The following is a 25,173-nucleotide window of genomic DNA, read 5'->3' on the forward strand; positions in this document are numbered from 1 at the left end:
GCCCTCGCGAGGGCGAGTACTGAAAGCCGTGAAGGCCTCCTTCCCGGCTCTTATGGCCGGGAAGGAGGCCTTCACGGCTTTTGGTCAGGAAGCCGGGACCGAGGCCACGCCCGGGGCGAGGAACGGCTTGCCGTTCACGCGCTCGGACACGCCGGAGCGGTCCAGGTACGGCGTGATGCCGCCGTTCCAGAACGGCCAGCCGGCGCCGAGGATCAGGCACAGGTCGATGTCCTGCGCCTCGGCGACCACGCCCTCGTCGAGCATGATCCGGATCTCCTCGGCGATCGCGGACAGCGCCCGGTCCCGCACCTGCTCCGAAGTGGACGGCTGGTCGCCCTGCGTCCAGAGCGAAGCGACCTCCGGGTCCACCGAGGCGTTGCCCTGCGCGTCCCAGATCCACACGCCCTTCTTGCCCGCCTTGACGAACTTCGCGAGGTTCTCGGACACGGTGAACCGGTCCGGGAAGGCCTCGTGCAGCGTCTCGCCGACGTGCAGCGCGATGGCCGGGCCGACGAGCTGCATCAGCGTCAGCGGCGTCATCGGCAGGCCGAGCGGCTCGAGGGCCTTGTCGGCCACGTCGAACGGCGTGCCCTCGTCGACGGTGACCAGCACCTCGCCGAGGAAACGCAGCAGCAGCCGGTTGACGACGAACGCGGAGGCGTCCTTCACCAGCACGCTGGACTTCTTCAGCTGCTTGCCGACCGAGAACGCCGTCGCCAGGGCCGCGTCGTCGGTCTTCTCGCCGCGGACGATCTCCAGCAGCGGCAGCACGGCCACCGGGTTGAAGAAGTGGAAGCCGACGACGCGCTCGGGGTGCTGCAGCTTCGACGCCATCGCGGTGATCGACAGCGACGAGGTGTTCGTCGCCAGGATCGCCTCGGGCTTGACGTGCTGCTCCAGCTCGGCGAACACCTGCTGCTTGACGCCCAGCTCCTCGAAGACGGCTTCGATGACGAAGTCGGCGTCGGAGAACGCGGCCTTGTCGAGCGAGCCGGTGACGAGCGCCTTGAGCCGGTTGGCGCCGTCCGGGGAGAGGCGCTTCTTGCCCAGGAGCTTGTCGATCTCGGCGTGGACGTAACCCACGCCCTTGTCGACGCGTTCCTGGTCGACGTCGGTCAGCACGACCGGCACCTTCAGGCGGCGGACGAACAGCAGTGCGAGCTGGCTGGCCATCAGGCCGGCGCCGACGATGCCGACCTTGTTCACCTTGCGGGCCAAGGACTTGTCCGGTGCGCCGGCCGGGCGCTTGGCGCGCTTGTTGACCAGGTTGAACGAGTACAGCCCGGCGCGCAGGACGTCGGACATGAGCAGCTCGGCGAGGCCGTCGGTCTCGGCCGCGTAGCCGCGGTCGAGGTCGTTCTCGCGCGCCAGCTCCAGCAGCTCGACGGCCTTGGTGGCGCCGGGCGACGCGCCGTGCGTGCGTCCGTCCACAATGGACCTGGCGCGCGCGATGGCCGCGTCCCACGCGGAACCGCGGTCGATCTCGCGGCGTTCCGGCGTGATCTCGCCGTTGACGACCTTCGCCAGCCACAGCAGCGACTGCTCGAGGTAGTCGGCCGAGCCGAAGACCGCGTCGACGATGCCGAGCTCGGCCGCCTGCTTGACGTTGAGCATCTTGTTCTGCGCCAGGGCGTTCTCGATGATCACCGTGACGGCGGCGTCGGCGCCGATGAGGTTCGGCAGCAGCTGCGTGCCGCCCCAGCCCGGGAACAGGCCGAGGAAGACCTCGGGGAACGCGATGGCGGCGGTGTTCTCCGACAGCGTCCGGTAGTGGCAGGACAGCGCCAGCTCCAGGCCGCCGCCCATGACCGCGCCGTTGACGAACCCGAACGTCGGGATCTTCGACTCGGTGAGGCGGCGGAACACGTCGTGCCCGGTCTGGGCGATCTCGCGCGCCAGCTTCGGGTCGCTGACGGCCTCGACGCCGGACAGGTCGGCGCCGACGGCGAAGATGAACGGCTTGCCGGTGACGGCGATCGCGGCCGGCTCGGCGGCGAACGCCTCGTCCAGCGCGGAGTTCAGCGACACCAGGCCCTGGGGGCCGAAGGTGTTCGGCCGGGTGTGGTCGTGGCCGTTGTCGAGCGTGATCAGCGCGACGGGCTTCTCGAGCCCGGGCACCTTCACCAGGCGCGTCACGGCGTGCGTGACGACCTCGTCCGGGAACGCGGCCTTCGCTTCTTCAGCGGTGAAAGTCATTACTTCGCCCCCTCGAAGGCCGGGTTCTCCCAGATCACGGTGCCGCCCATGCCGATCCCGATGCACATCGTCGTCATGCCGTACCGGACGTCGGGCCGCTCGGCGAACTGGCGGGCCAGCTGCGTCATGAGCCGGACGCCGGAGGACGCCAGCGGGTGGCCGCAGGCGATCGCGCCGCCCCACTGGTTCACGCGCGGGTCGTCGTCGGCGATGCCGAAGTGGTCGAGGAAGGCCAGCACCTGGACGGCGAAGGCCTCGTTGATCTCGAACAGGCCGATGTCGTCGATCGACAGGCCGGTGCGCTTGAACAGCTTCTCGGTGGCCGGCACCGGGCCGATGCCCATGACCTCCGGCTCGACGCCGGCGAAGGAGTAGCCGACCAGCCGCATCGCGACCGGCAGGCCCAGCTCGCGGGCGGTTTCCTCGTCGGCGAGGATCGACGCGGTCGCGCCGTCGTTGAGGCCCGCGGCGTTGCCCGCGGTGACCCGGCCGAACGGGCGGAACGGCGTCTTGAGGTTCGCGAGCTGCTCGACCGTGGTGCCCGGCCGCGGCGGCTCGTCCTCGGTGGCCAGGCCCCAGCCCAATTCCTTCGAACGGGTGGCGACCGGGACCAGCTCGGGGCCGATCTTGCCGGTCTTGACGGCCTCGGCGTACTTCTCCTGGCTGCGCGCGGCGTAGGCGTCGGTGCGCTGCTTGGTGATCGCGGGGAAGCGGTCGTGCAGGTTCTCGGCGGTCTGGCCCATGACGAGCGCGGTCGGGTCGACGAGCTTGTCGGCGATGATCCGCGGGTTCGGGTCGACGCCCTCGCCCATCGGGTGCCGGCCCATGTGCTCGACGCCGCCGGCGATGGCGATGTCGTAGGCGCCGAAGCCGATGCCGGACGCGGCGGTCGTGACGGCCGTCATGGCGCCGGCGCACATGCGGTCGATGGCGAAGCCGGGGACGGACTTGGGCAGCCCGGCCAGCAGCGCGGCCGTGCGGCCGATGGTCAGGCCCTGGTCACCGGTCTGGGTGGTGGCGGCGATGGCCACCTCGTCGACGCGCTCGGGCGGCAGTTCGGGGTGCCGCCGCAGCAGCTCGCGAATGGCGTTGACGACGAGGTCGTCGGCGCGGGTCCCGGCGTACATGCCCTTGTCGCCGGCCTTGCCGAAGGGGGTGCGGACCCCCTCGACGAAGGCGACGGTACGCACGCCTCGCGCGGTCGGCGCGAGCGGCGTTGCTGGTGCGGCCACGAATAGCTCCATGAAGTAGACGTTGTTAGCCGCACGATAGCCCTTGTTACCCACCGGTAACCAGTGGTGTGGCCCGGTCGAGTGGGCTACGGCACACTCTGGGGCTCGAGCGTCGTTCCTTTCACGAGCCAGGCGACGCCGAACGCCCACACCGCGACGCTCTCCAGCCACAACGCGGGCAGCAGCGCCGGCAGCAGGTCGAGCGTCTTGGTCACGGCGATGAGCACCAGGCAGGCGAGGATCACGATCCCGCAGACGCGGTAGACGACGCCGGTACCGGGCGGCTGTTCGCCGTCGCGGGGGAACAGCCGGAGGCAGAAGTAGGCGAGGGAGAGGAAGAACACGGCCGCGAAGACGAGGTGCAGGACGCCGGAGGTGCGGTCCCAGGCCGTCACGTCGTGGTCCGGAGTGGTCGGGAACAAGGCCAGCCCGATCGCGCCCAGCCCGGCGATGGTGCTGACGAGGTTGTCGACGTGGTCGTGGCCGTAGTAGGCGAGCAGGAACACCCCGGCCGCGCACATGGCGCCGACGAGGACGTCCCGCAGGTCGGTGTAGTAGTAGCCGCTGAGCGACCCGATGAGGTCGCCGCCCTGGACGAGCTGCTTGCCGAGGATGAGGACGAACGGCAGGGCGAGCCCGATGAGCCCGATCGCGCGCCGCAGGAACAGGTACGAGTGGACGAGGGTGTTCTGCGGGGATGTGGTCGCCGTCGTCATGGCCGCCTCCGGGGGTCGCTGCCGGGTACATCGGCATGCCCGGCGCGGTGGCTGAAGGCTCGTTACCGCGCCGGGCAGCTGATCGTTACCCGCCGAGGTGCGCCAGCCAACCACCCTTCGCCGAGATGTCCTCCGCGCCTTCCGTCGCCGCCGGTTCGCACAGGAAGCCGGGTACCCACTTGCCGTCGGCCAGTTCCAGCTTGCCGATGGACAGGGGGGCCGGGATGCCGGCCACGAACGCGCCGAATCCCGCCACCGGCAGGTCCCACACCTCTGCCGCCACCGACACGCCGTCGGAGGCGACGCGCACCAGGCCCGGCTTCGGCGGCACCGTGTCCAGTGCGTACAGCCGGTAGTTCGCCGACGTGGTGACCGAAGTGACGAACCGGCCGCCGCGGGACGTCAGCTCGTGGTTCAGCGGCTGGCCCCTCAGGTGCGCGCCGACCACCACGATCGGGATCCTTTCGACCCGCAGCCCGGCCAGCGCCGCCAGCTTCAGGTCGTCGTGCGGGGCGCCGAGGAGCATCACGCCGAACGGGCGCCCGGTCACCGTGCCCGCCGGGACCGCCAGTGCCGACAACCCGAACAGGTTGGTCGAGTTCGTGAACCGGCCCAGGCGCGCGTTGACCGCGATCGGGTCCGCCGCGACTTCCGCCAGAGTCGGGTGCTCGGTCGTCGTCGGGACGAGGAGCGCGTCGACACCCGCCAGCGCGGCCAGTGCTTCCGCGCGCAGTCGCGCCAGGGTCGCCTGGTCGGCGAACAGCCGGTGCGCCCGGATGTCGCGGGCCGGGCCGATGATCGACCGTACGACCGGGTCGACCTCGTCGGGGTGGGTGTCGATGAACTCGCCGACCGCGGTGTACCGCTCGGCGACGAACGCGCCGCCGTACAACAGCTGCGCGGCTTCCAGGAGCGCCGAGATGTCCACTGTGGTCACTTCGGCGCCCGCCGCGGCGTAGTCCGACACCGCGGCCTCGAACGCCTCCGCCCAGCCGGGTGCCAGGGGGCCCAGCTGGTCCGGGGACGGGACGCCGAGGCGGAACCGTCCCGTGTGGACCTGCGCGGGCTCGGCGAGGCAGGTCAGCGCGAACGACGCCTCCTCGACCGTCCGCGCGAACAGCGACACGCAGTCGATGCTCGCGCAGGCCGGCACCACGCCGAGAGTCGGCAGGAGCCCCAGGGTCGGCTTGAGCCCGACGATCCCGTTGAACGCCGCGGGCACCCGGCCCGAACCCGCGGTGTCGGTGCCCAGCGCCAGGTCCACGATGCCCAGGGCCACGGCCACCGCCGAGCCTGAGCTGGACCCGCCCGAGACGTACGCCGGGTCGACGGCGTTCCGCACCGCGCCGTACGGGCTGCGCGTTCCCACCAGGCCGGTCGCGAACTGGTCCAGGTTCGTCGTGCCGAGCACCAGTGCCCCGGCCGCCCGCAGCCGCGCGACGACCGGCGCGTCGGCCTCCGGCTTGTACGCGTACGCCGGGCAGGCGGCCGTCGTCGGCAGGCCCGCGACGTCGATGTTGCCCTTGACCGCCACGAGCTTGCCGTACAGCGGCAAGCCGCGTTGCTCCAGGTTCGCGGCCTCGGCCAGGACGTCGGCTTCCGGCCGGAGGTCGATCCAGATCTCCGGCCGGTCCACCTGCTCGATCCGCCGGTAGGCGGCCCGGACTCGTTCGACAAGGCTCATCCGAGCACCACCAGGGGTGTGCCGGGTGCGACCTGGTCGCCGGGGGACACGAGCACTTCGACCACCTCACCGCCGGCCGGCGCGGGGATTCGCGCCTCCGTCTTCATCGCTTCCAGGGTCACCAGCGACTGCGCGTTCTCGACGCGCTCGCCCGCGGTGACGTCCACTCGCCACACCGTCGCCGCGAACGGCGCCTCGACGACGTGCCCGCCCGGGGGCGCCTCGACCCGGGCCGGTGGCCGGGTGACCGGCTCCGGTTTCGGGTCGAACTCGCCCGCCGCGGCCCACGCCTGCCGCTCCGCTTCGAACGCCGCTGCCTGCGTCGCCCGGAACTCGGCGATGCTGTCCGCGTTCTCCTCGAGGAACTTCTGGTAGTCGGCGAGCGCGAAGGAGCCTTCGGTGGTGTCGAGTGCCAACGTCCCGGACGCGCTTTGGGCCCGCAGGTCCAGCAACTCCTCGGCGGACACCGGGTACCAGGAGATCCGGTCGAAGAACCGCAGGTTCCACGGCTGGTCGCCGCCGCGCCAGCTGTTCCACACCTGGACGGTCCGGCCGACGAACTGGTAGCCGCCCGGGCCTTCCATGCCGTAGATGCAGAGGTACGCGCCGCCGATGCCGACGGAGTTCTCGGCGGTCCACGTTCGTGCCGGGTTGTACTTCGTCGTCACCAGGCGGTGACGCGGGTCCAGCGGCGTCGCGACCGGTGCGCCGAGGTAGACGTCACCGAGGCCGAGAACGAGGTATTCGGCGTCGAAGACCGTCCGGTAGACGTCGTCCACACTGGACAGACCGTTCACGCGCCGGATGAACTCGATGTTCCACGGGCACCACGGGGCGTCGTCGCGCACGCCGGTCATGTACCGCTCGATCGCCTCGCGCGTCGCCGGGTCGTCCCACGACAGCGGGAGCCGGACGGTGCGGCTGGGCACCACGAGGTCGTGCGTCGGCGGCAGGTCCCGCTCGAGTTCGCGGACCAGCCCGAGTGCCTTGCCGACCGGCAGCGAGTCCGGGTCGACGTGCACCTGCAGCGAGCGGATGCCCGGTGTCAGGTCGACGATCCCCGGCACGCCCTCGGCCGTGAGCCGTTCCGCGAGCGCGTGCACCCGCATCCGCAGCGCCAGGTCGAGCTTCATCTCGCCGTACTCGACCAGCAGGTTGTCGTCCCCGCTGCGGCGGTAGGTGACCGACGGCTCGCCGTCGGCCTCGGGCAGCCGCGCCAGGACACCGCCGTCGTGGCGCGGGGTCCGGCTCGGTTCGACCGCCGACGCCGGCCGGGTTCGCAGCGCCGCCGCGTGGTCGGTGCCGATCGGCACGAACCGCACGGTGTCGCCCGGCCGCAGCTGCCCGAGCTTCCACCGCTCGCCGGTGGCGACCGTCGCCGGGCAGACGAACCCGCCCAGGCTGGGCCCGTCCGGGCCGAGCAGGATCGGCAGGTCGCCGGTGTAGTCGACGGCACCGATCGCGTACGGCGTGTCGTGGATGTTCGACGGGTGCAGCCCCGCCTCGCCGCCGTCCGCCCGCGCCCACTGCGGCCGCGGGCCGACGAGCCGGACGCCGGTCCGCGCCGAGTTGAAGTGCACCTGCCAGTCGGTGGCGTAGAACGTGTCGACGTCTTCGGGGGTGAAGAACTCCGGTGCCGCGTGCGGCCCTTCGAGGGCACCGACCGTCCAATGGGGAGTGAAGTCCGGCCGGTCGGCTTCCGCGACCGGCCCCACGACCGGGTCCGCGGGCGCGGGGCCGGGCTGCAGGACATCGCCCGCCGCCAGGGCGCGGCCGCCGTGCCCGCCGAACTTCCCCAGGGTGAACGTCGCCGCGCTGCCGAGGAACCGCGGCACGTCGATGCCGCCGCGGACCAGGACGTAGTTGCGCAGCCCGGCGGTGCACGCCCGGACGTCGAGCGTCGCGCCCGCGGGCACTTCGAACGGTGTCCACAACGGAACTTCGGCGCCGTCGACGAGCACGGTCGTCGGCGCGCCGGTGACGCACACTTCGGTGGGGTGCGAGAACCGCAGCGTGACGCCGTCCACAGTGCACTCGAGGCCGGGCGCGCCTTCGGGGTTGCCCAGGGCGAGGTTGCCCAGCCGCAGCGAAAGGTCGTCCATCGGGCCGCTCGGCGGCACGCCGACGGGCCAGTAGCCGGTGCGGCCCGGCCAGTCCTGCACGGTCGTCATCGTCCCGCCGCGGGCGACGTCGATCCGCGGTTCCGCGTCCTCGATTCCGTCCAAAGTGGACGTGTCGTGCGCCGCCGACGCGAAGGCGGTGTCGGCAGCCGCGGCCCGTAGCTGCCCGAGGTTGGTCTGCACCCCGTCGAACCGGGTGGAGGCGAGCGCTTCCCGCAGGTTCGCCAGGGCGTCTTCGCGGTCGGTGCCGGTGGAGATCACCTTGGCCAGCAAGGGGTCGTAGTGCGTGGTGACGGTGGTGCCCGGTTCGACCCAGGTGTCGACCCGGGTTCCTTCGGGCAGCGTGACCCGGGTGACCAGGCCCGCGCTCGGCCGGTGCCCGGCGCTCGGGTCCTCGGCGTACACGCGTGCCTCGACGGCGTGCCCGCGGGCGACCGGCACCGCGCGGAACATCGCGCGGTCGCCCTGCGCGAGCCGCAGCATCCAGGCGACCAGGTCGACGCCGTAGACCGCCTCGGTGACCGGGTGCTCGACCTGCAGCCGGGTGTTGACCTCGAGGAACGCCGCCTCACCGCGCTCGGCGTCGTAGACGTATTCGACGGTGCCCGCCGAGCGGTACCGGACCGACGAGCACAGCGCGACGGCGGACTCGACCAGGTGCTTCCGGACGTCCTCGGGCAGGTCCGGGGCCGGGCACTCCTCGACGACCTTCTGGTTGCGCCGCTGCAGCGAGCAGTCGCGCGTGCCCAGGGCGAGGACCTCGCCCTGGCCGTCGCCGAACACCTGGACCTCGACGTGCCGGGCGCGACGCACCAGCCGTTCGAGGAAGACGCCGGAGCTGGCGAAGCTCTTGGCGGCGACGCTGCGCACGGTTTCCCAGGCCGCGCGCAGCTCGTCCGGGGACGCGCACGCGCGCATCCCGATCCCGCCTCCGCCGCCGGTCGCCTTGAGCATGACCGGGTAACCGATTTCCCCGGCACGGGCCAGTGCTTCGTCCACATCGGACAACAGGCCGGTACCGGCCAGCAGGGGCACGCCGGCCGCGATCGCCGCTTCGCGGGCGGTGTGCTTGCTGCCGAACACCTCCAGGTGTTCCGGGGACGGCCCGGCGAACGCGATCTTCGCGTCCTCGCAGGCCCGCGCGAACGCCGCGTCCTCCGAGAGGAAGCCGTAGCCGGGGTGGATCGCGTCGCAGCTCGTGTCGAGCGCGGCTTGGATGATCGCTTCGCCCCGCAGGTAGCTTTCCGCCGCGGGCGCCGGGCCGAGCCGCACGGCCCGGTCGGCGAGCCGCACGTGCGGGGCGAGGCGGTCGGCGTCGGAGTACACCGCGACGGTCTCGAGACCCAGTTCGCGCGCGCTGCGCAGGATCCGGACCGCGATCTCGCCGCGGTTGGCGACGAGCAGCCTCACTCGCCGCCTCCGGGGGAGGTGACGACCATCCGCACCGGCGTCGGGTCGAAGCCGTTGCACGGGTTGTTGATCTGCGGGCAGTTCGAGACGAGCACGAGCACGTCGGTCTCCGCGCGCAGCCGGACCTCCAGGCCCGGCGCGGAGATGCCGTCGACGATGCCGAGGGTGCCGTCTTCTTCGACCGGCACGTTCATGTACCAGTTCACATTGCTGACCAGGTCGCGCTTGCCCAGGCCCCACTTGGCGCCCTCGATGAGGAAGTTCTCGACGCAGGCGTGCTGGAAGCGGGTGTGCTGGCCGTAGCGGAGGCTGTTGGACTCCTTGCTGCACGCGCCGCCGAGCGTGTCGTGGCGGCCGCAGGTGTCGGCGACGACGGTCAGCAGCGGCGCGCCTTCCTGGGTGCGCAGCACGCTGCCGGTGGTCAGGAAGATGTTCCGCTGCGCGGCGATCGTCGCGGCCGCGCTGTAGCGCTTGGCGGTGTCGTTCGCGTCGTAGCAGAGGAAGTCGACGGCCTGGTTGCCGCCGAGGTCGACGATCGTCAGCTCCTGGCCGCGCTTGAGGACCGTGGAGAACGGCGCCCGCGCGGGGACGTCGTAGCTGATCTCCAGCATGGACTCGTACGCCGTGCTCATGCGATCCCCCGGGCGGTGAGGTAGTCGGCGGTGTTCTCGAAGGCGCGCTGCGCCTCCGGGGTGTGCGTCCATTCCGGACTGTCCGGTGTGGACGGGCGATCGCGCCAGGCGAGGACCTCGAGCTTGGTCACGGTGTAGTCCGGCCGCGGGTCGACCGGGTGCGCGACGTTGGCCACCAGCACGATCGCCGGGATCTCGATCCGCAGGTCGACGGCCTTGCCCGGGCCGGCCGACCCGGTGAACTCCAGCCCGCCTTCCGGCTGGACCCGCACGCCCTGGAAGAGCGACAGGCTCGGCGGCAGGTCGCGCGGCTCCAGGCCGTTCTTCGCCGCCGCCAAGGTGAACAGCGCGAGCCCGGCAGGGGAGGGGCTTTCGGGAGCCCCGCTGCCGTAGCGTGTCGTGTTTCCGTCCACAGTGGACGTCCCGCACAGGGCGTCGTGGCGTCCGCTGGAGTCCGCGACGATCGTGGCCAGCACCCGCCCCTGGTCCGACAGCAGCGCCACCTTCTCGCCGAGGTAGGCGTTCCACTGCACCTTGACGGTGTCGGCGACGTTCAGCCGCTCCCACGGCGCGTCGGCGTTGAACAGCAGCAGGTGCGCGCAGGCGTCGCCGTCGACGTCGGTCAGCCGCAGCCGCGTGCCCCGGGCCAGCACCTTGTGCGTGTACCCGCCGCCGGCCACCGTCTCCGCCCAGGTCAGCGCCTCGGGCGCGACTTGGGGGACTTCGGATGGCCAGGTGCTCGCCGGGATCGACGGCATCGTGTCGACCACGGTGCCTGCCTGGGCGCGGGCGTGGTCGCGAGCGCCGTAGGTCGTCGCGGTGGTGCTCATGGCGTCCTCTCTGAGAGCGCGGGTTCGAGGGCGGGAGCGGGGCGCAGCCGCAGCCAGCAGAGCCGGCCGATCACCAGTGCGCCGCCGACGAACTCTATCGGGAACAAGAGCATCCAGGGGGAGCCCGAACCGGAGAGATCGTAGATCTCCGCACGCGGCCAGGCGATGTTCACGATCATGACGATTCCGTAGAGGACGGCTGCTCCGTTCAGCGGTACGCCCCAGCGGCCGAGCGAGAACCGGCCCGGTTCGGCGGGGAATCGGCCGCGCAGCCGTTTCACCAGCAGCGGCCCGGTGACCAGCAGGTACGCCAGGTAGACGACGACCACCGACGTCCCGGTGATCGTGCTGAACAGCGTCGGGTTGCCGAAGTTGAGCAGCAGCAGGCCGATGGCCAGCGCGCCGGACAGCAGCGCGGGCGCGACCGGCGTGCCGGTGCGCGGGCTGACCCCGGCGAGGCGGCCGGCGCCGGGCAGCGCGCCGTCGCGCGCCATCGCGTAGATCAGCCGGACGGTGCCGGTCTGGATGGTAAGGGTGCACACGACGACGGCGACCGCGACGTCGGCGAGGAAGACCCGGCCGAGCGTGTCGCCGAAGACGGCGGTGATCACGTACGGCAGGCCCTTGCCCGCGAGCTGCCCGTCGGTGAGGCTCGGCGCCGCCATCAGCGCGGTGACGACCACCGCGAGGCCGCCGATCCCGGAGACGAGCACGGCCCGCAGCACCGCCCGCGGAGCGGCCCTTCGCGCGTCCTTCGTCTCCTCGGCGACCGACGCGGCGGTGTCGAAGCCGTAGAGCACGTACGCGGCCATGAGCGCCGAAGCGAGCACGCCGCCGACGCCGGCGCTCGTGCCCGGTGCGTCGTGCAGCACCACCTGGGGGCCGCGGACGGCGAACAGCCCGAGCCCGGCCACGAGCACCACGACCCCGACGAGCTCGGCCGCGACGCCGACGTCGTTGATCCGCGCCATCAGCCGGACCCCGCCGGCGTTGACCGCGGTGGTGAAGACGAGCAGCAGCGTGCCGAGCAGGACGGCGTTGGCCGCGCCGGAGGGCGACGTCACCGACGGGTCGCCGCCGACGAGCTGGAAGCCGTCCCACACCGACGGCAGCACGACCTGCAGCGCGATCGCGGCGGCCGCGAGGGCGACGATGCAGCCGAGCAGCATCATCCAGCCGGCGAGCCAGCCGAGGAAGCCCTTGGTCAGCTGTTTCGCCCACTGGTAGACGGATCCGGCGAGCGGGTAGCGCGCGGCGAGCTCGGCGAAGTTGAGGGCGACGAGCAGCTGGCCGGCCAGCACGACGGGCCACGTCCAGAAGAACAGCGGGCCGCCGAAGGTGTAGCCGAACCCGAACAGCTGGAAGACGGTGGTGAGGATGGAGACGAAGGAAAAGCCGGCGGCGAAGGCGGAAAACCCGCCCAGCGACCGGCGGAGCTCTTGGCGGTAACCGAAGGCGGCGAGTTCGTCGGGTGGCGTCATGCGGACTCCTTGTTTCGATCGCTTGACAGAAATTAGGCCGCCGCCGCTGCGCCGCGATCTCCGCCGTGTTAGGGGTGCGTTAACGCCCGCATCGACGGCGCGTCAATGACGACATCCGGGCGTAACCGCGTTGCCGAGCGCGTGTCGCGGTGCGTGACCTGGCAAGATCACGTCCGTGGTCAAAGGGTCGGGGGTCGGCAGGCCGAGGGCGAGCGGAGCGGCGGCGAACCGGCCGGACGCGCGCCAGGCGGTGCTCGACGCGGCGGGAGAACTGTTCACCGGAGCCGGCTACGCGGCGACGACGACCCGGGCGATCGCCGAACGAGCGGGGTTGCGCCAGGCGTCGCTGTACTACCACTTCCCGGCCAAGGAAGACATCCTCGCGGCCCTGCTGGCCGAGACGGTCCGGCCGTCGCTGGCCCTGGCGGCCCGGCTCGTCGGCGGGTCGGCACCGGTGGCGGTCCGGCTGTGGGCCCTGGCTTACGCGGACATCGGCCTCCTCGGCGGAGCCCGCCACAACCTGGGCGCGTTGTATCTGCTGCCCGAGGTCGGCTCGCCCAACCTGGCCCGGTTCCGCACGGAACGCGCGGAGCTGAAGGAGGCTTACGGTCGTTTGGTGGCGGCTGCGGGTGTGCCGGCTTCGGCTGTCGGGATCCGGACGGACCTGGTGTTCGGCTTGGTGGAGAGCATCGCGGTGATCCGCCGGGACGACCCGGGACTGGACGTCGAGGCCCACGTGCGGGAAGGGGCCGACGGCGTGGTCCGGCTCGTGGGCTTGCCGCAGCCGTCGGAGGAACTGCGCGCGGAGGCCCACGCCTTGCTGGCCACCCTCACCGACTGACCGGCCCCGAACGCCCCAATGCCACATTGGGTGCGTTGGACGCACCCAATGTGGCATTCGGTGCGTCCAACGCACCCAACGCCACATTGGGGCGCATTGGAGCCGACCTCAGGAAGCCGTGGTCTGCAGAGCCTTGCTCAGCGCCGTGACCGTCAGTTCCACCTGCCACGGCCGGGCCCCGCCCGCCTGCAAAACCTCGGCCACCGCGTCCTCGTCCGTCTCGGCCGGCGGGCGCCAGCACGTGCGGCGGACCAGGTCCGGCAGCAGGAGGTTCTCCACCGGCAGCCGGCGGTCCTCCGCGATCGCCGTCAACGCCGCGCGGGCCGCCGAGAGGCGGGCCGCCGCGTCCGGGTCCTTGTCCGCCCAGCGGTTCACCGGGGGCGGGCCGTCCGTCGGCTGGGCCGGGGACGGCAGTTCCGACGCCGGGAGGGCGCGGGCCGCCTGCAGGTGGCGCAGCCAGCTCGCCGTGTACTTGCGCTGGACGCGGCCGCTGAACACCGGCAGCGCCTGCAACTCCTCGACCGTCTTCGGGTCCGCCGTCACCGCGTTGATGATCGCGCTGTCCGGCAGGATGCGGCTCGGCGCCCGGTCGCGTTTGCGGGCCAGCTCGTCGCGGGCCTGCCACAGCTCGCGGACCGCCGCCAAACCACGCGGATTGCGGATCTTGTGCACGCCGGACGTCCGGCGCCACGGCTCGGCCCGCGGGGGCGGCGGCGGGGCCGTCCGCACGAACTCGAACTCCTGCCGCGCCCACTCCAGCTTGCCCTGGGCGCCCAGCTCCGCTTCCAGCTTCTCGCGCAGCTGGATGAGCAGCTCGACGTCAAGAGCGGCGTAGTTCAGCCAGTCGACCGGCAGGGGCCGCTTCGACCAGTCGGCCGCGCTGTGGCCCTTTTCGAGGGTGTAGCCGAGCAGCAGCTCGACGAGCGTCCCCAGCGCGACGCGTTCGTAGCCCGCCAGCCGTCCGGCCAGCTCCGTGTCGAACAGCGCCGCCGGGCGCAGGCCCAGCTCGGCGAGGCAGGGGAGGTCCTGGGAGGCGGCGTGCAACACCCACTCCAGGGAGTTGAGGACGTCGCGCAGCGGCTGGAGGTCGCCGTCCAGGGCGATCGGGTCGATCAGCACCGTGCCGGAGCCTTCACGGCGCAGCTGCACGAGGTAGGCCTTGGGGAAGTACCGGTAGCCGGACGCGCGTTCGGTGTCGACGGCGACCGCGCCGGTGCCCGCGGCGAGCTTCGCGCAGGCCTCGGCCAGCGCGATCGGATCCGAAACCACCGGGGGCGTGCCCTCGGCGGGTTCGCGTAGCAGCACAGGGCCGCCCGTGGACTCGATCTCCATCCCGGTGTCCTCGGCCTCTGCACTTCCCATAACTGACGACCCTACGGGACGGGCATACCGCGCCTGGTCCGCCCGTCCCGCAGGGAGGTTCGCCTGTGTCAGCGGATCACGCCGGCCCGCATGGCCAGCGCCACCATCTGAGCCCGGTCGCCCGTGCCGAGCTTGCGCCCGATCCGGGAGAGGTGGGACTTGACGGTGAGAGCGGAGAGCGAAAGCTCCTCGCCGATCTCCTTGTTGGACTGCCCGTCGGCGACCAGCTGGAGCACCTCCACCTCGCGAGCGGACAGCTCGCGCGGGGTGTTGTCGGTGCCCGCGACGCGGGTCCCGGTGGCCAGCACCGGAGCCACGCTCGGGTCGGCGTAGACGCCGCCCTCGAGCACACGCCGCACGCCGTCGGTCACCACGACCGGCGACGCGGACTTCAGCAGGTACGCCTGGGCCCCGGCCTGGAAGGCCGAGCGGACCGCGTACGGGTCGTCCGAGGATGCGAGGACCACCACGCGCGGCCACCCGTGGCTACGGAGTTCCGTAACCAGCTCGATGCCGCTGCCGTCCGGCAGTCCGAGATCGAGGATCGCCAGGTCACAAGGCCCGGTGGCCTGTGCTCGCGCCCTCGCCTCGGCCACCGTGGCGGCTTCGTGGACGGTGCCCGCACCCATCTGTGCGAGTCTTGCTGCGATTGCCTCCCTCAGCAGCGGGTGGTCATCGACCACCAAAACGGAAAACAGCTCTTCCCGCGGGTGCGGAACCATGCTCGCCGGCAACGCGCCGGCTGGCGTGGATCGGACGGCCTGAGATAAGCCGACGGTAGCCACGTCACTACCTCCCTGGAGTCGGTCGTGCCCCCCGACCGGCACCGGGACCTTCGGCCGTTCAGCCGCGCCAGCTTTAGACCGAAAGTGGTGTCGTCGAAGGCACTGTAGCCGTCCTGAGGCCGTTGCGGGGGGATCGAATGGGTATCTATCTCAAACGAACAGTCACTCAGTGGGTTCGAACTAACACGATCGGGCTAGTACACGGCCGGTTGCTAACGGATAGCCCAGCGAACACGATGCAATGAAGTTACCGGCGCCCAAATGGCCGTGCAGATGAGGCGTGCAGCTTCCGGTGCGCCTAGTGACGGGGGTCCGGATGGGCGCCCGCGCCGCCCGGAATGTGGCCCCGGCCGGGGCCTGATCAACTCCGTGACGGCGGCCCGGCGGCCCGGTTTCCCGCGGGGGACGGTGACTGTCCGTGTCGTACGCGGGCGCGCGGCGGCGGCCGGCGCGGCAAGTTGATCTTGTCGCGGTGCGTGATCGCCTGCTGTCACGAACGGGGATGCCCGCCGGGGATGTGAATCAGCCTCAGGAACGTCGGGACGGAGTTCCGGGGTCCTCTATCGGGTGGACCGCCCCGCGCGCGCAGGGGTGCGTCTGAGCGGCCGTACGGGTGGTTGGACGCCGTTCAGCGGACGTGAAATTTGCTCACATTCGTACAAGGGCCGATCCCGGAGCGGCCCGCGGCGGCCGCCCGTTGCCGTTTCGTTGCCGAAGTTCGCCCGGATGGCCACTCGCGACCGGCGGGGATCAGGAGCTCTGCCGCTGCCCGAAGAGCGTCACGCCGACCGGGGGCAGGCCCACGACGCTGGCCATGACCTGGCAGAAAGCCTGCCCGTGCGGCAGCAGCGCGGCGTCCGTGGGCGTCCAGGACGCCCGCAGCTCCAGGTCGTCGGTGCGGGCCGGGCCGGAGATGTCGCCGAAGCGGGCCGACGACGTCTCGGTCACCGTGCCGCCGAGCGCCTTCCAGCTCGCGCCGGACACTTCCAGGGCGTCGGTGAGCCACGACCAGCCGACCGCGGGCAGGAAGGGATCGGTGGCCAGTTCCCTGTCCAGCTCCGCGCGCACGTACATGACGAGGCGCAGCACGCCGTCCCAGCCGTCCTGGCCGTCCGGGTCGTGCAGCAGCACCAGCCGGCCCGAGGCCAGCACGTCGGCGGGACCGGACACTTCACAGCTGACCGCGTACGACCACGGCGCGAGCCGCTGCGGCGGCCGCATCGGCTCCAGCAGCACCTCCCGGCGGGGCCGGACGGACTGCAGCGCCGCGACTGCTTCGCGGAAGAGTTCGGGCACTGGCGTCATCGCGGTCACGCTTCGACTTTAGGGCGGGCACGGCCCGTTGCGGGCGCAGGCGCGCCGAGAGAAAGGGGCCGCCGGCCTCGTGGCACGATTGAGCCGATGTCTCCGACCACGCCCTTGCCGCAGCCGGCCGCCGTCACCGGCCGCCGCGAGCTGCCCGAAGCCCCGTTCCTGGCCGCCGCGCGCGGCGAACGCCCGGCCCGCACGCCGGTCTGGTTCATGCGCCAGGCCGGTCGTTCGCTGCCCGAGTACCGCGCCCTGCGCGAGGGCGTGCCGATGCTCGACTCCTGCTTCGACCCCGAGATGCTCGCCGAGATCACGCTGCAGCCGGTCCGGCGCCACGGCGTCGACGCGGCGATCCTGTACAGCGACATCGTCGTGCCGCTCAAGGCCGCGGGCGTCGACCTCGACATCGTCCCCGGCACCGGGCCGGTCGTGGCCGAGCCGGTCCGCGACCTCGCCGCCGTGAAGGCGCTGCCGGAGCTGGAGATCGACCAGGTCGCGAAGGTCGCCGACGGCGTCCGCCTGCTGGTGGAGCGGCTCGGCGAGACCCCGCTGATCGGCTTCGCCGGCGCGCCGTTCACGCTGGCCAGCTACCTCATCGAGGGCGGCCCGAGCCGCAACCACGAGCACACCAAGGCGCTCATGCACTCCGAGCCGGCGCTGTGGCACGAGCTGGCCGGGCGGCTGGCCGACGTCGCGCTGACGTTCCTGCGGGCGCAGCTCGACGCCGGCGTCGACGCGATCCAGCTGTTCGACTCCTGGGCCGGCGCGCTGTCCGAGCGGGACTACCGCGAGTTCGTCCTGCCGCACTCGGCGAAGGTCCTCGCGGGCGTCGCGGAGTACGGCGTGCCGCGGATCCACTTCGGCGTCGGCACGGGCGAGCTGCTGTCCGCGATGCGCGACGCGGGCGCCGACGTCGTCGGCGTCGACTGGCGGATCCCCCTGGACGAGGCCGTCCGCCGCCTCGGCGGGAAGGCGGTCGTCCAGGGCAACCTCGACCCGGCGCTGCTGCACGCGTCCTGGCCGGTCCTCGAAGCCGAGGTCCGGCGGATCGTCGCGGAGGGCAAGGCGGCCGACGGTCACATCTTCAACCTCGGCCACGGCGTCCTCCCGGGGGTCGACCCGGACGTGCTGACCCGCGTGGTCGGGCTGGTGCACGAGCTGTGAAGCGCGTCGCGGTCGTCGGGGGCGGCGTTTCCGGGCTGACCGCGGCGTACCGGCTGCGGCGGCTGCTCGGCGACGCCTGCGAGATCGTCGTGTTCGAGAAGACCCGGACGCCCGGCGGCAAGCTCCGCACGGTGGAGCTGGCCGGGGTGCCCTACGACGTCGGTGCCGAGGCGTTCCTCGTCCGCCGTCCCGAGATGCTCGCGCTGGCCCGCGAGCTGGGGATCGAAGTCGTCAACCCGACGAAGGCCCGCGCGAAGATCCACGCCGGCGGCGTCGTGACGGGCCTGCCGCCGGGCACGGTGATGGGCGTGCCGGCGTCGGTGGAGTCGGTCGCCGGGGTCCTGTCGGAAGCGGGCCGCCGGGCCGTCGAGGCCGAGCCGTCGCTGCCGGAGCTGCGGCTGCCGGGCGGGGACGTGCCGCTGGGGCCACTGCTGCGTTCGCGGTTCGGGGACGAGCTGGTCGACCGGCTCGTCGACCCGCTGCTCGGCGGCGTCTACGCGGGCGGCGCGGACGGCCTCGGCCTGCGCGCGACCATGCCGGGCCTCGCTTCGGCGGTGGCCGAGGGAGCGGGTTCGCTGACCGCGGCGGCCGCCGCGCAGCTGCCGGCGAACCCCTCGGCCGCGCCGGTGTTCGGCACCGCCCCCGGCGGCCTGGGCACGGTGATCGACCGGCTCACCGAACTCTCCGGCGCCGAGCTGCGGACCGGCCTGCCGGTCTGCGAGATGGCGCGGCACGGCACCGGCTGGCGGCTGCGCATCGGTGCCGCGCCGACCGCGCACGCCCCGGCGGACAACACCGAGGACGTCGACGCGGTGGTGCTCGCGGTGCCGGCGCCGTCGGCCCGCCGGCTGCTGGCCGACCCGGTCCCGGCGGCCTCGGCGGCGTTCGGCGAGGTGGAGCTGGCGTCGATGGCCGTCGTCGCGCTCGCGCTCCCGCCCGGCACGCGGCTGCCCGAAGCTTCGGGGATCCTCATCGGCCAGGGCGAACGGGACGCTTCCGGCGTGCCGTACGCGGCGAAGGCGTTCACGTTCTCTTCGCGGAAGTGGGCGCACCTGGCGACCGGGCCGGTGTTCGTCCGCGGCTCGGTCGGGCGCTTCGGCGAGCTGGGTGCCCTGCAGGCCGACGACGTCGAGCTGGTCCGCGTGGTCCGGGACGACCTCGCCCGGCTGACCGGCGTGACGGCGACGCCGATCGAGACGCTGGTGACGCGCTGGGGCGGCGGGCTGCCGCAGTACGGCCCCGGGCACCTCGAGCGCGTCGAGCGGATCGAGAAGGCGGTCGCGGCGGTGCCCGGCCTGGCGGTCGCCGGCGCCACCCTCCACGGCGTCGGGCTGCCGGCCTGTGTCGCGACGGCGGAGGCCGCCGCGCAGCGGATCGCGGCACACCTGTCTTCGTGAGTGCTCTCACCTGACCCGTGGGGGCGGCCGGGCGGGCGCGGTGACAGGATGGAGCCATGGCGCGGGTCAACTACAACGAGCTCAACGACACCATCCGCTACACCACCTGGTCGGTCTTCCGGATCGAGCCGGGGAAGCTGGGTGAGGACCGCGGGACGGCCGGCCGCGAGACGACGGAGTACCTCGACGGGCTCGAGGCCAAGGGCGTCGTCGTCCGCGGTGTGTACGACCTGTCCGCGCTGCGCGCCGACGCCGACTTCATGATCTGGTGGCACGCCGAGGAGATCGAGCAGGTCCAGGCCGCCTACGCCGGGTTCCGCCGGACGCCGCTCGGCCGTGCGTCGACGCCGGTCTGGAGCCAGACCGCGCTGCACCGGCCCGCCGAGTTCAACAAGAGCCACATCCCGGCGTTCCTGGCCGGGGAAGAGGCGCGCAAGTACGTCTGCGTCTACCCGTTCGTGCGGTCCTACGAGTGGTACCTGCTGCCGGACGCCGAGCGCCGCAAGATGCTCGCCGACCACGGCAAGGAGGCCCGCGACTACCCGGACGTGCGCGCGAACACCGTCGCGTCGTTCGCCCTCGGCGACTACGAGTGGATCCTCGCCTTCGAGGCCGACGAGCTGCACCGGATCGTCGACCTCATGCGGCACCTGCGCGGCACCGAGGCGCGCCGCCACGTGCGCGAGGAGATCCCGTTCTACACCGGCACGCGCGTGCCGCCCGCCGAGCTCGTCGCGGCTCTCCCGTAGTGCGCGACATCGCCGAGGGCGTCTGGCACGCCCTCACCGGGTCTTCGCCGGGGCCCTTCGAGCTGACCGGGCCCGAGGACGTGCTGCCCGGCCCGTACCGGGTGGCCGCGGCGGCTTCGGCATCGGTCGCCGTCGCGACTCTGGCGGCCGCGGAAATGCTTCGCGTGCGCGGGATCGAGCCCGGGGTCGTCACGGCGGACACCCGGCACGCGGCGGCGGCCTTCCACAGCGAGCAGCTGCTGAGGGTGGACGGTGCCGGCGCCGAGTCGGTCTGGGCGCCGCTGTCGGGCAACTACCGCGCGGCCGACGGCTGGGTGCGCCTGCACTGCAACTACCCGCGCCACGAAGCGGCGGTGTGCTGGGGACTCGGTGTGCCCGGCAGCCGCGAGGCGGTCGAGAAGGCGGTCGCCGGACGGAGTGCGCGGGAGGTCGAGCACGCCGTCGTCACCGCCGGGGGAGCGGCCGCCGAACTGCGGTCGCCGTCGGACTGGGCCGCGCACCCGCAGGGCGCGGCGGTGGCGTCGCTGCCGCTGGTGGACCTGGGTTCGGTGGACGACGCACCGAAGCGGACGTTGTTCTACTCGGACCGGCCGCTGGGCGGGATCCGGGTGCTGGAGCTGACGCACGTGCTCGCCGGCCCGGTGGCCGGCCGGGTGCTGGCCGCGCACGGCGCGGACGTGCTGCACATCGGCGCGGCGCACCTGCCGCGGGTCGAGGCGCTGGTGCGGGACACGAACCAGGGCAAGCGTTCGGCGTTCGTGGCGCTGGACACCGAGGGCGGCCGCGCGCGGCTGAAGAAGCTGATCAGCCGGGCGGACGTGCTGGTGCAGTCGTTCCGCCCGGGCGCGCTGGAGCGCATCGGCTTCGGACCGGCGGAGCTGGCCGAGCTGCGGCCGGGCCTGGTGATCGCGGACTTGAGCGCGTACGGGTGGGAAGGCCCGTGGGCGCGGCGTCGCGGGTTCGACAGCCTGGTCCAGATGTCGAACGGCATGGCGTGGTCCGCGGAAGGACCGTCGCCTTTGCCCGTGCAGGCGCTGGACCACGCCACGGGCTGGCTCACGGCGGCGGCGGTCATGACGGCGTTGCACCGCCAGGTGACGGACGGCGGCACGTGGCGGGCCCGGCTGTCGCTGGCCGGTACGGGTCGGTGGCTGGATTCCCTGGGGCGCAAGGACCCTGCTGCCGTGGACGTCGACTACGGCGACCTGATGGAAGAGGCGGACAGCGGGTACGGCCGGTTGACGCGGGTCCGGATGGCCGGTGGGTTGCCGGGGGCCGAGCCGCACTGGGACTTCGGGACCCGGCTGCCCGGTGTCGACAAACCGACCTGGAACCCCTGACCCGAGTTCTCAAGCGCCCCAATGTGGCGTTGGGTGCGTTGGACGCAACGCCACATTGGGGCCGCTCGGGTCTTGCGGTCAGCGACGCCGGAGGCGGTCCCGCCAGCCCCGCTTCGGCTTCGGTAGGTGGCCGTGGTCGGTCAGCCACGTCACGAACTCGTCCGCGTACGCCCCCGACCGCTCGGTGTCCCGCTTCGGCCGGAATGCGTTGAACTCCGTGAACAGCGGGCCGAAGCGGTCCCCGAGTGCCTCCGCCAGCTCCGGGCGCTGGTACGCCAGCACCCGGCCGTGCTTGCGGCGCAGTACGTTCGCCTCGACTCGCAGCCGCGAAGGGTCGAAACCCGGTGGGGGCGGGCCGTCCGCCAGGAGTGCGTGCAGCAGCTCCGCCTGCTTGCGGGCCAGCTCCTCGCGGCTCACCAGGCCACCGCCGCTCGCAGGGCCGCCAGCTCCGCCGCCAGCTCGTCGTCCGACGGGTAGTCGTCGTCGCGCTCGAGCAGCACTCCCGGGGGGTCCGTGCGGCGGCGGAGTTCCGTCAGCAGGGACAGCACCCCAGGCTGCACCGGGTGCGCGTGGGTGTCGTGGTAGACGCCGTCGCGCTCGATGCCGCCCGCCATGTGGACGTACGCCAGCCGCTCCCACGGGATTCCGTCCAGGAACGCCGCCGGGTCCGTGCCGATGTTGCGGGCGTTCGCGTACAGGTTCGCGACGTCGATGATGAGCAGGCAGCCGGTCCGCTCGGTCAGCTCCGTGAGGAACTGCTCCTCGGTCAGCTCCGCGTCCGGCCAGTCGAGCACCGCGGCGATGTTCTCCAGCGCGAACGGGACGTCCACGATGGACTGCGCCAGCCGGACGTTCGCCACCAGCACGTCCAGGGCCTCCTTCGTCCGCGGCACCGGCATCAGGTGTCCCGAGTCGAGCCCGCCCGCGCGCACGAAGCACACGTGGTCGCTGACCAACGGCGCGTTCAGGGCCCGCGCGACCTCCGCGAGGTGCTGGACGCGGCCCGTGTCGAGCGGCTCGGCCCCGCCGAGGGACAGCGAGACCGCGTGCGGCAGCACCGGCAGGCCACGCCGGCGCAGCGCCACCAGCGTCTCCGGGAGGTGGTCGGCGTGCAGGTTCTCCGCGACGACCTCGACCCAGTCCACGCCCGGGAGGCGCGCGATGGACAGGTCCAGCTCGTGCCGCCAGCCGATCCCGATGCCCAGGTCACCCACCGCAGCCTCCTCCGCCGCACGACGAACCACACGAAGAGCCGCTGCTGCACGACGAGCTCGAGCACGACGAGCCGCTGCTGCAGGACGACCCCGACGAAGAGCCACCGCCGCCGAACGACACCGCCGGCGGCATCAGCGCCGCGCTGATCTCCTCGTCCGGATACATCGCCCAGCCGCCCAGCGCGACCGCGGCCGCCGCCCCGCCCAGGAGCACGCCGCCGGCCAGCATGCCGGCCGGGACCGGCCCGGACGCCGCCGCGCGCGCCTGGCCGAGCACGCGGTGCCCCGCCGCCGAGGGCTGCCGGGGCCCGGTCTTCGTCCGCCGCACGGCGGCGACCAGCGTCAGCACGGCCGCGACCAGCACGAGGAAGACCAGGATCCCGACCGGGCGGCCGAGCGAGACGCCGTTGACCAGCCGCACGACGCCCAGCACCAGCACGGCCAGCTGCAGGAGCAGCCCGAACGTCCTGGCCCGCCGCTTCGCCGCGGTGGAGGCCAGCAGGCCCTGCCGGTCCAGGCTGTCCTCCAGCGCGCGCATCGCCGCCGAACCGCGGACGTACCCCCGGATGGCCGAGGTCGTCTTCAGCTGCGCCACGTCGAAGACCGCCTGCTCCAGCGGCTCGGACGGCCGCGCCCCGGCCTGGCTGACCTGCTTGTAGCTGTTCACCCGCAGCCGGCCGCGGTCCACCAGCGCCGCGATCGCCGCGTCGGCCGCCCGGTCGGGACCGCCGGCCAGGTAGGCGAGCTGGTAGACGGTCGGCGGCGGCCCGGGCCGGACCTGGTCGGCCCGCAGCGCCCGGGCGCCGGCGATCCCGGACACCACGACCCGCACCAGCAGCACCGCGCCGAGCAACGCGATGTAGAGGACCACGAAATCCGGTCCGGAAATGCCCCACGGGTCGGCCATCGCCCGTCTCCCCTCAGTGTGTCGCGGTTACCGTAGCTGTGAGACGCAAGCGCTCGCGTCGGCGTTTCAACCGCCGCAGCCTCCGCCGCCACCACCTCCGCAGCCCCCGCCTCCGCCGCCGCACGAGCTGCCGCCCCCGCCACCGAAGCCGCCGTAGTAGCCGGCGGCCGCGCCGCCACCGGCGCTCGCCCAGTGGGCGCTGCGGGGACGGCGGTACACCTGCGCGGCCGCCTGCCGGACGGCCCGGCCGACGGCCAGCCGCACCTCCTTGTCGGGGTGGCCGCCGAGGCCCTGGGCCGCGACGGTGCCGGCCGCCCCGGCCGTGAGTACCCCGGCACGCCGGGCCTTTTCGACGGCGGCCCGCCCGGCGGCGGTGATCCTGACCCGCGGCCGGTTCGCGGCACCGACAGTGGCGGCGATGGCCGCGGCGGTGTTCAGCACCAGCAGCAGGATCAGGTAACCGACCGGGTGCCCGGTCGCCGACCCGGCGATCAGCCGGGCGACGCCGAGCACGCCCAGTGCCCAGTAGGCCACCGCCGTGGTCACCCAGGCCAGCCGGACCGCCCGGACGTCGGTCAGCAGGCCGCGGGCGACCAGCCCGGCTTCGAGCCCGGCCACCGAGGAGTGCTGCCCGACGTCGTCGGCCACCCGCGTGACCGAGTTCCCGGTCTTGCCGATGCGCGCGAGCGCCGCACGGCCGAGGTCGTCGGTCGCCGTGTCGCGGACGCGGTGCAGCTTGCCGGTGCTGTCGAGGCGGACGAGCTGCCGCTCCAGCAGCGTCGCGACGACGAACTCGCCGAGCCGGTGCCGCCCGCCGGCCAGCAGCGCGAATTCCTCGGCCCGCTCCGGCGCGGCCACGCCGTCCCCCTGCGACAGCCGCCTGGCGCGCAGCACGCCGTACAGCGCCACCGCGAGCAGGAGGCCCAGGTAGAGGCCCGTGAACACCGGTCCGGGAATGCCCCAGGTGTCGGTCATGAGTCCGCCCTCCCTCGTCCGTGTTCGGTGACCACGTTCGAGGAAGGGCGGCGGGTTGCTCCCTTAAGAAGGATTTAGGACTCGGGTACCAGTTTCAGCGAGATGGAGTTGATGCAGTACCGCTGGTCGGTCGGGGTCGGGTAGCCCTCGCCCTCGAAGACGTGCCCGAGGTGGCTGTGGCACGAGCCGCAGAGCACCTCGATGCGCTTCATGCCCATGGTGCGGTCCTCGCGCAGCAGCACGGCGTCGGAGTCCGCGGGGTCGTAGAACGACGGCCAGCCGCAGTGGCTCTCGAACTTCGTGTCGCTGCGGAACAGCTCGGCACCGCACGCGCGGCACTCGTAGACGCCGGTGGTCTTGGTGTCGGTGTACTCACCGGTGAACGGCCGTTCGGTCCCCGCCTGGCGGAGCACGGCGTACTCGTCCGGGCTGAGCTGCGCCCGCCATTCCTGTTCGGACTTCACGACGCGCGGGGTCGCGCCGACAACGGGTTTCATACCTTTCACCCGATCCACGTTACGCCGCGAGCCAGGCGAGGGCGTGCACCACGATGTCCCATGCGGCCACGATCACGCCGAGCACGATGAGGACCACGATCAGGGCCGACACCCAGTAGCGCAGCCCGCCGAGGCGGTTGCTGGAGTCGGCGAAGTCCGCGACGCCGTCGAGCGCGGCCTCGATGGTGTAGTTCGGACCGCAGCGTTCGATGCGGTCGAGGTGCTCGGCGAACGCGCGCGCCTCCGGATCCCACGGGTCCAGGCCGACCAGGTCCTCGTGGAAGCGAGGATTCTGGCCCGGCAGCGAAGCTCCGTCTTCGGCCATACCCCCAC

22 protein-coding genes are annotated in these 25,173 nt (G+C 72.6%); 5 read left to right on the top strand and 17 right to left on the bottom strand.

Features of this window, described 5'->3' with window-relative positions:
• Positions 1 to 84 precede the first annotated feature (84 nt).
• The 8 genes from AB0G28_RS42870 to AB0G28_RS42905 all read right to left on the bottom strand — a co-directional run bounded on the left by AB0G28_RS42870 (position 85) and on the right by AB0G28_RS42905 (position 12,301).
• The gene (locus AB0G28_RS42870; RefSeq protein WP_361103385.1) at positions 85 to 2,196 is read right to left on the bottom strand and encodes a 3-hydroxyacyl-CoA dehydrogenase NAD-binding domain-containing protein; all 2,112 of its coding nucleotides are present in this window, start codon (positions 2,194 to 2,196) and stop codon (positions 85 to 87) included.
• Positions 2,196 to 3,386, bottom strand: coding sequence for a thiolase family protein (locus AB0G28_RS42875; RefSeq protein ID WP_361103439.1), 1,191 nt, complete (start codon positions 3,384 to 3,386; stop codon positions 2,196 to 2,198). Before AB0G28_RS42875 ends, AB0G28_RS42870 begins: the two co-directional genes overlap by 1 nt.
• A 128-nt stretch (positions 3,387 to 3,514) precedes the next feature.
• Positions 3,515 to 4,144, bottom strand: coding sequence for a DUF998 domain-containing protein (locus tag AB0G28_RS42880; protein WP_361103387.1), 630 nt, complete (start codon positions 4,142 to 4,144; stop codon positions 3,515 to 3,517).
• A gap of 85 nt (positions 4,145 to 4,229) precedes the next feature.
• Entirely contained in the window at positions 4,230 to 5,828 is a 1,599-nt protein-coding gene (locus AB0G28_RS42885) for an allophanate hydrolase (protein ID WP_361103389.1), read from the bottom strand.
• Entirely contained in the window at positions 5,825 to 9,358 is a 3,534-nt protein-coding gene (gene uca, locus AB0G28_RS42890) for an urea carboxylase (RefSeq protein WP_361103391.1), read from the bottom strand. Before uca ends, AB0G28_RS42885 begins: the two co-directional genes overlap by 4 nt.
• Positions 9,355 to 9,990 (bottom strand): urea amidolyase associated protein UAAP2, encoded by a 636-nt coding sequence (locus AB0G28_RS42895; protein ID WP_361103393.1) that lies wholly within the window; start codon positions 9,988 to 9,990, stop codon positions 9,355 to 9,357. The genes uca and AB0G28_RS42895 overlap by 4 nt, the downstream gene beginning before the upstream one ends.
• The gene (locus tag AB0G28_RS42900; protein ID WP_361103395.1) at positions 9,987 to 10,820 is read right to left on the bottom strand and encodes an urea amidolyase associated protein UAAP1; all 834 of its coding nucleotides are present in this window, start codon (positions 10,818 to 10,820) and stop codon (positions 9,987 to 9,989) included. Before AB0G28_RS42900 ends, AB0G28_RS42895 begins: the two co-directional genes overlap by 4 nt.
• On the bottom strand, positions 10,817 to 12,301 hold the full coding sequence (locus AB0G28_RS42905) for an amino acid permease (protein ID WP_361103397.1): 1,485 nt from the start codon (positions 12,299 to 12,301) through the stop codon (positions 10,817 to 10,819). The genes AB0G28_RS42900 and AB0G28_RS42905 overlap by 4 nt, the downstream gene beginning before the upstream one ends.
• Positions 12,302 to 12,476: 175 nt before the next feature.
• Here AB0G28_RS42905 and AB0G28_RS42910 point away from each other — a divergent pair, with 175 nt between their 5' ends.
• Entirely contained in the window at positions 12,477 to 13,142 is a 666-nt protein-coding gene (locus AB0G28_RS42910; RefSeq protein ID WP_361103399.1) for a helix-turn-helix domain-containing protein, read from the top strand.
• 108 nt (positions 13,143 to 13,250) lie between these two features.
• Here the strand turns inward: AB0G28_RS42910 and AB0G28_RS42915 are convergent, their stop codons facing one another.
• The 3 genes from AB0G28_RS42915 to AB0G28_RS42925 all read right to left on the bottom strand — a co-directional run bounded on the left by AB0G28_RS42915 (position 13,251) and on the right by AB0G28_RS42925 (position 16,603).
• Entirely contained in the window at positions 13,251 to 14,474 is a 1,224-nt protein-coding gene (locus AB0G28_RS42915) for a ribonuclease D (RefSeq protein ID WP_361103441.1), read from the bottom strand.
• Between the two features lie 98 nt (positions 14,475 to 14,572).
• Positions 14,573 to 15,289 (bottom strand): response regulator transcription factor, encoded by a 717-nt coding sequence (locus AB0G28_RS42920; protein ID WP_033291604.1) that lies wholly within the window; start codon positions 15,287 to 15,289, stop codon positions 14,573 to 14,575.
• A 750-nt stretch (positions 15,290 to 16,039) separates the two neighbouring features.
• Positions 16,040 to 16,603 carry a DUF3000 domain-containing protein gene (locus tag AB0G28_RS42925; RefSeq protein ID WP_361103401.1) on the bottom strand — a complete coding sequence of 188 codons (564 nt, stop codon included), beginning with the start codon at positions 16,601 to 16,603 and terminating at the stop codon, positions 16,040 to 16,042.
• An 87-nt stretch (positions 16,604 to 16,690) separates the two neighbouring features.
• Here AB0G28_RS42925 and hemE point away from each other — a divergent pair, with 87 nt between their 5' ends.
• Genes hemE through AB0G28_RS42945 form a run of 4 tightly spaced genes read left to right on the top strand, consistent with a single transcriptional unit; the run spans position 16,691 to position 21,247 of the window.
• Positions 16,691 to 17,761 (top strand): uroporphyrinogen decarboxylase, encoded by a 1,071-nt coding sequence (gene hemE / locus AB0G28_RS42930; RefSeq protein WP_361103402.1) that lies wholly within the window; start codon positions 16,691 to 16,693, stop codon positions 17,759 to 17,761.
• A complete protein-coding gene (gene hemG / locus AB0G28_RS42935) occupies positions 17,758 to 19,158 on the top strand; it encodes a protoporphyrinogen oxidase (RefSeq protein WP_361103404.1) in 1,401 nt (466 codons plus the stop codon). The genes hemE and hemG overlap by 4 nt, the downstream gene beginning before the upstream one ends.
• 56 nt (positions 19,159 to 19,214) lie before the next feature.
• On the top strand, positions 19,215 to 19,907 hold the full coding sequence (gene hemQ, locus AB0G28_RS42940; protein WP_361103406.1) for a hydrogen peroxide-dependent heme synthase: 693 nt from the start codon (positions 19,215 to 19,217) through the stop codon (positions 19,905 to 19,907).
• Positions 19,907 to 21,247 carry a CoA transferase gene (locus AB0G28_RS42945; RefSeq protein WP_361103408.1) on the top strand — a complete coding sequence of 447 codons (1,341 nt, stop codon included), beginning with the start codon at positions 19,907 to 19,909 and terminating at the stop codon, positions 21,245 to 21,247. Before hemQ ends, AB0G28_RS42945 begins: the two co-directional genes overlap by 1 nt.
• A 78-nt stretch (positions 21,248 to 21,325) precedes the next feature.
• On the opposite strand, the gene AB0G28_RS42950 is transcribed toward AB0G28_RS42945, so the two are convergent.
• The 6 genes from AB0G28_RS42950 to AB0G28_RS42975 form a co-directional block, all read right to left on the bottom strand.
• The gene (locus tag AB0G28_RS42950) at positions 21,326 to 21,664 is read right to left on the bottom strand and encodes a hypothetical protein (protein ID WP_361103410.1); all 339 of its coding nucleotides are present in this window, start codon (positions 21,662 to 21,664) and stop codon (positions 21,326 to 21,328) included.
• Positions 21,661 to 22,461 carry a DUF692 domain-containing protein gene (locus tag AB0G28_RS42955; RefSeq protein ID WP_361103412.1) on the bottom strand — a complete coding sequence of 267 codons (801 nt, stop codon included), beginning with the start codon at positions 22,459 to 22,461 and terminating at the stop codon, positions 21,661 to 21,663. The genes AB0G28_RS42950 and AB0G28_RS42955 overlap by 4 nt, the downstream gene beginning before the upstream one ends.
• Positions 22,454 to 23,368: a TIGR04222 domain-containing membrane protein gene (locus AB0G28_RS42960; protein WP_361103414.1), complete on the bottom strand. Its 915-nt coding sequence runs from the start codon at positions 23,366 to 23,368 to the stop codon at positions 22,454 to 22,456. The genes AB0G28_RS42955 and AB0G28_RS42960 overlap by 8 nt, the downstream gene beginning before the upstream one ends.
• A gap of 66 nt (positions 23,369 to 23,434) precedes the next feature.
• Positions 23,435 to 24,343, bottom strand: a complete 909-nt coding sequence (locus tag AB0G28_RS42965; protein ID WP_361103416.1) for a TIGR04222 domain-containing membrane protein — start codon at positions 24,341 to 24,343, stop codon at positions 23,435 to 23,437.
• A 74-nt stretch (positions 24,344 to 24,417) separates the two neighbouring features.
• Positions 24,418 to 24,840: a peptide-methionine (R)-S-oxide reductase MsrB gene (gene msrB, locus AB0G28_RS42970; RefSeq protein ID WP_191317304.1), complete on the bottom strand. Its 423-nt coding sequence runs from the start codon at positions 24,838 to 24,840 to the stop codon at positions 24,418 to 24,420.
• Positions 24,841 to 24,859: 19 nt separating this feature from the next.
• The gene (locus AB0G28_RS42975; RefSeq protein ID WP_361103419.1) at positions 24,860 to 25,165 is read right to left on the bottom strand and encodes a hypothetical protein; all 306 of its coding nucleotides are present in this window, start codon (positions 25,163 to 25,165) and stop codon (positions 24,860 to 24,862) included.
• Between the last annotated feature and the right edge of the window lie 8 nt (positions 25,166 to 25,173).

It is taken from the genome of Amycolatopsis sp. NPDC021455, assembly GCF_040640995.1.
GTDB lineage: Bacteria > Actinomycetota > Actinomycetes > Mycobacteriales > Pseudonocardiaceae > Amycolatopsis.

Coding starts and splice junctions, on each gene's coding strand:
- hemQ (WP_361103406.1), top strand. CDS start 19,215: ATGGCGCGGGTCAACTACAACGAGCTCAACGACACCATCCGCTACACC.
- AB0G28_RS42885 (WP_361103389.1), bottom strand. CDS start 5,828: ATGAGCCTTGTCGAACGAGTCCGGGCCGCCTACCGGCGGATCGAGCAG.
- AB0G28_RS42870 (WP_361103385.1), bottom strand. CDS start 2,196: ATGACTTTCACCGCTGAAGAAGCGAAGGCCGCGTTCCCGGACGAGGTC.
- msrB (WP_191317304.1), bottom strand. CDS start 24,840: ATGAAACCCGTTGTCGGCGCGACCCCGCGCGTCGTGAAGTCCGAACAG.
- AB0G28_RS42895 (WP_361103393.1), bottom strand. CDS start 9,990: ATGAGCACGGCGTACGAGTCCATGCTGGAGATCAGCTACGACGTCCCC.
- AB0G28_RS42975 (WP_361103419.1), bottom strand. CDS start 25,165: ATGGCCGAAGACGGAGCTTCGCTGCCGGGCCAGAATCCTCGCTTCCAC.
- hemE (WP_361103402.1), top strand. CDS start 16,691: ATGTCTCCGACCACGCCCTTGCCGCAGCCGGCCGCCGTCACCGGCCGC.
- AB0G28_RS42905 (WP_361103397.1), bottom strand. CDS start 12,301: ATGACGCCACCCGACGAACTCGCCGCCTTCGGTTACCGCCAAGAGCTC.
- AB0G28_RS42880 (WP_361103387.1), bottom strand. CDS start 4,144: ATGACGACGGCGACCACATCCCCGCAGAACACCCTCGTCCACTCGTAC.
- AB0G28_RS42915 (WP_361103441.1), bottom strand. CDS start 14,474: ATGGAGATCGAGTCCACGGGCGGCCCTGTGCTGCTACGCGAACCCGCC.
- AB0G28_RS42960 (WP_361103414.1), bottom strand. CDS start 23,368: ATGGCCGACCCGTGGGGCATTTCCGGACCGGATTTCGTGGTCCTCTAC.
- AB0G28_RS42900 (WP_361103395.1), bottom strand. CDS start 10,820: ATGAGCACCACCGCGACGACCTACGGCGCTCGCGACCACGCCCGCGCC.
- AB0G28_RS42965 (WP_361103416.1), bottom strand. CDS start 24,343: ATGACCGACACCTGGGGCATTCCCGGACCGGTGTTCACGGGCCTCTAC.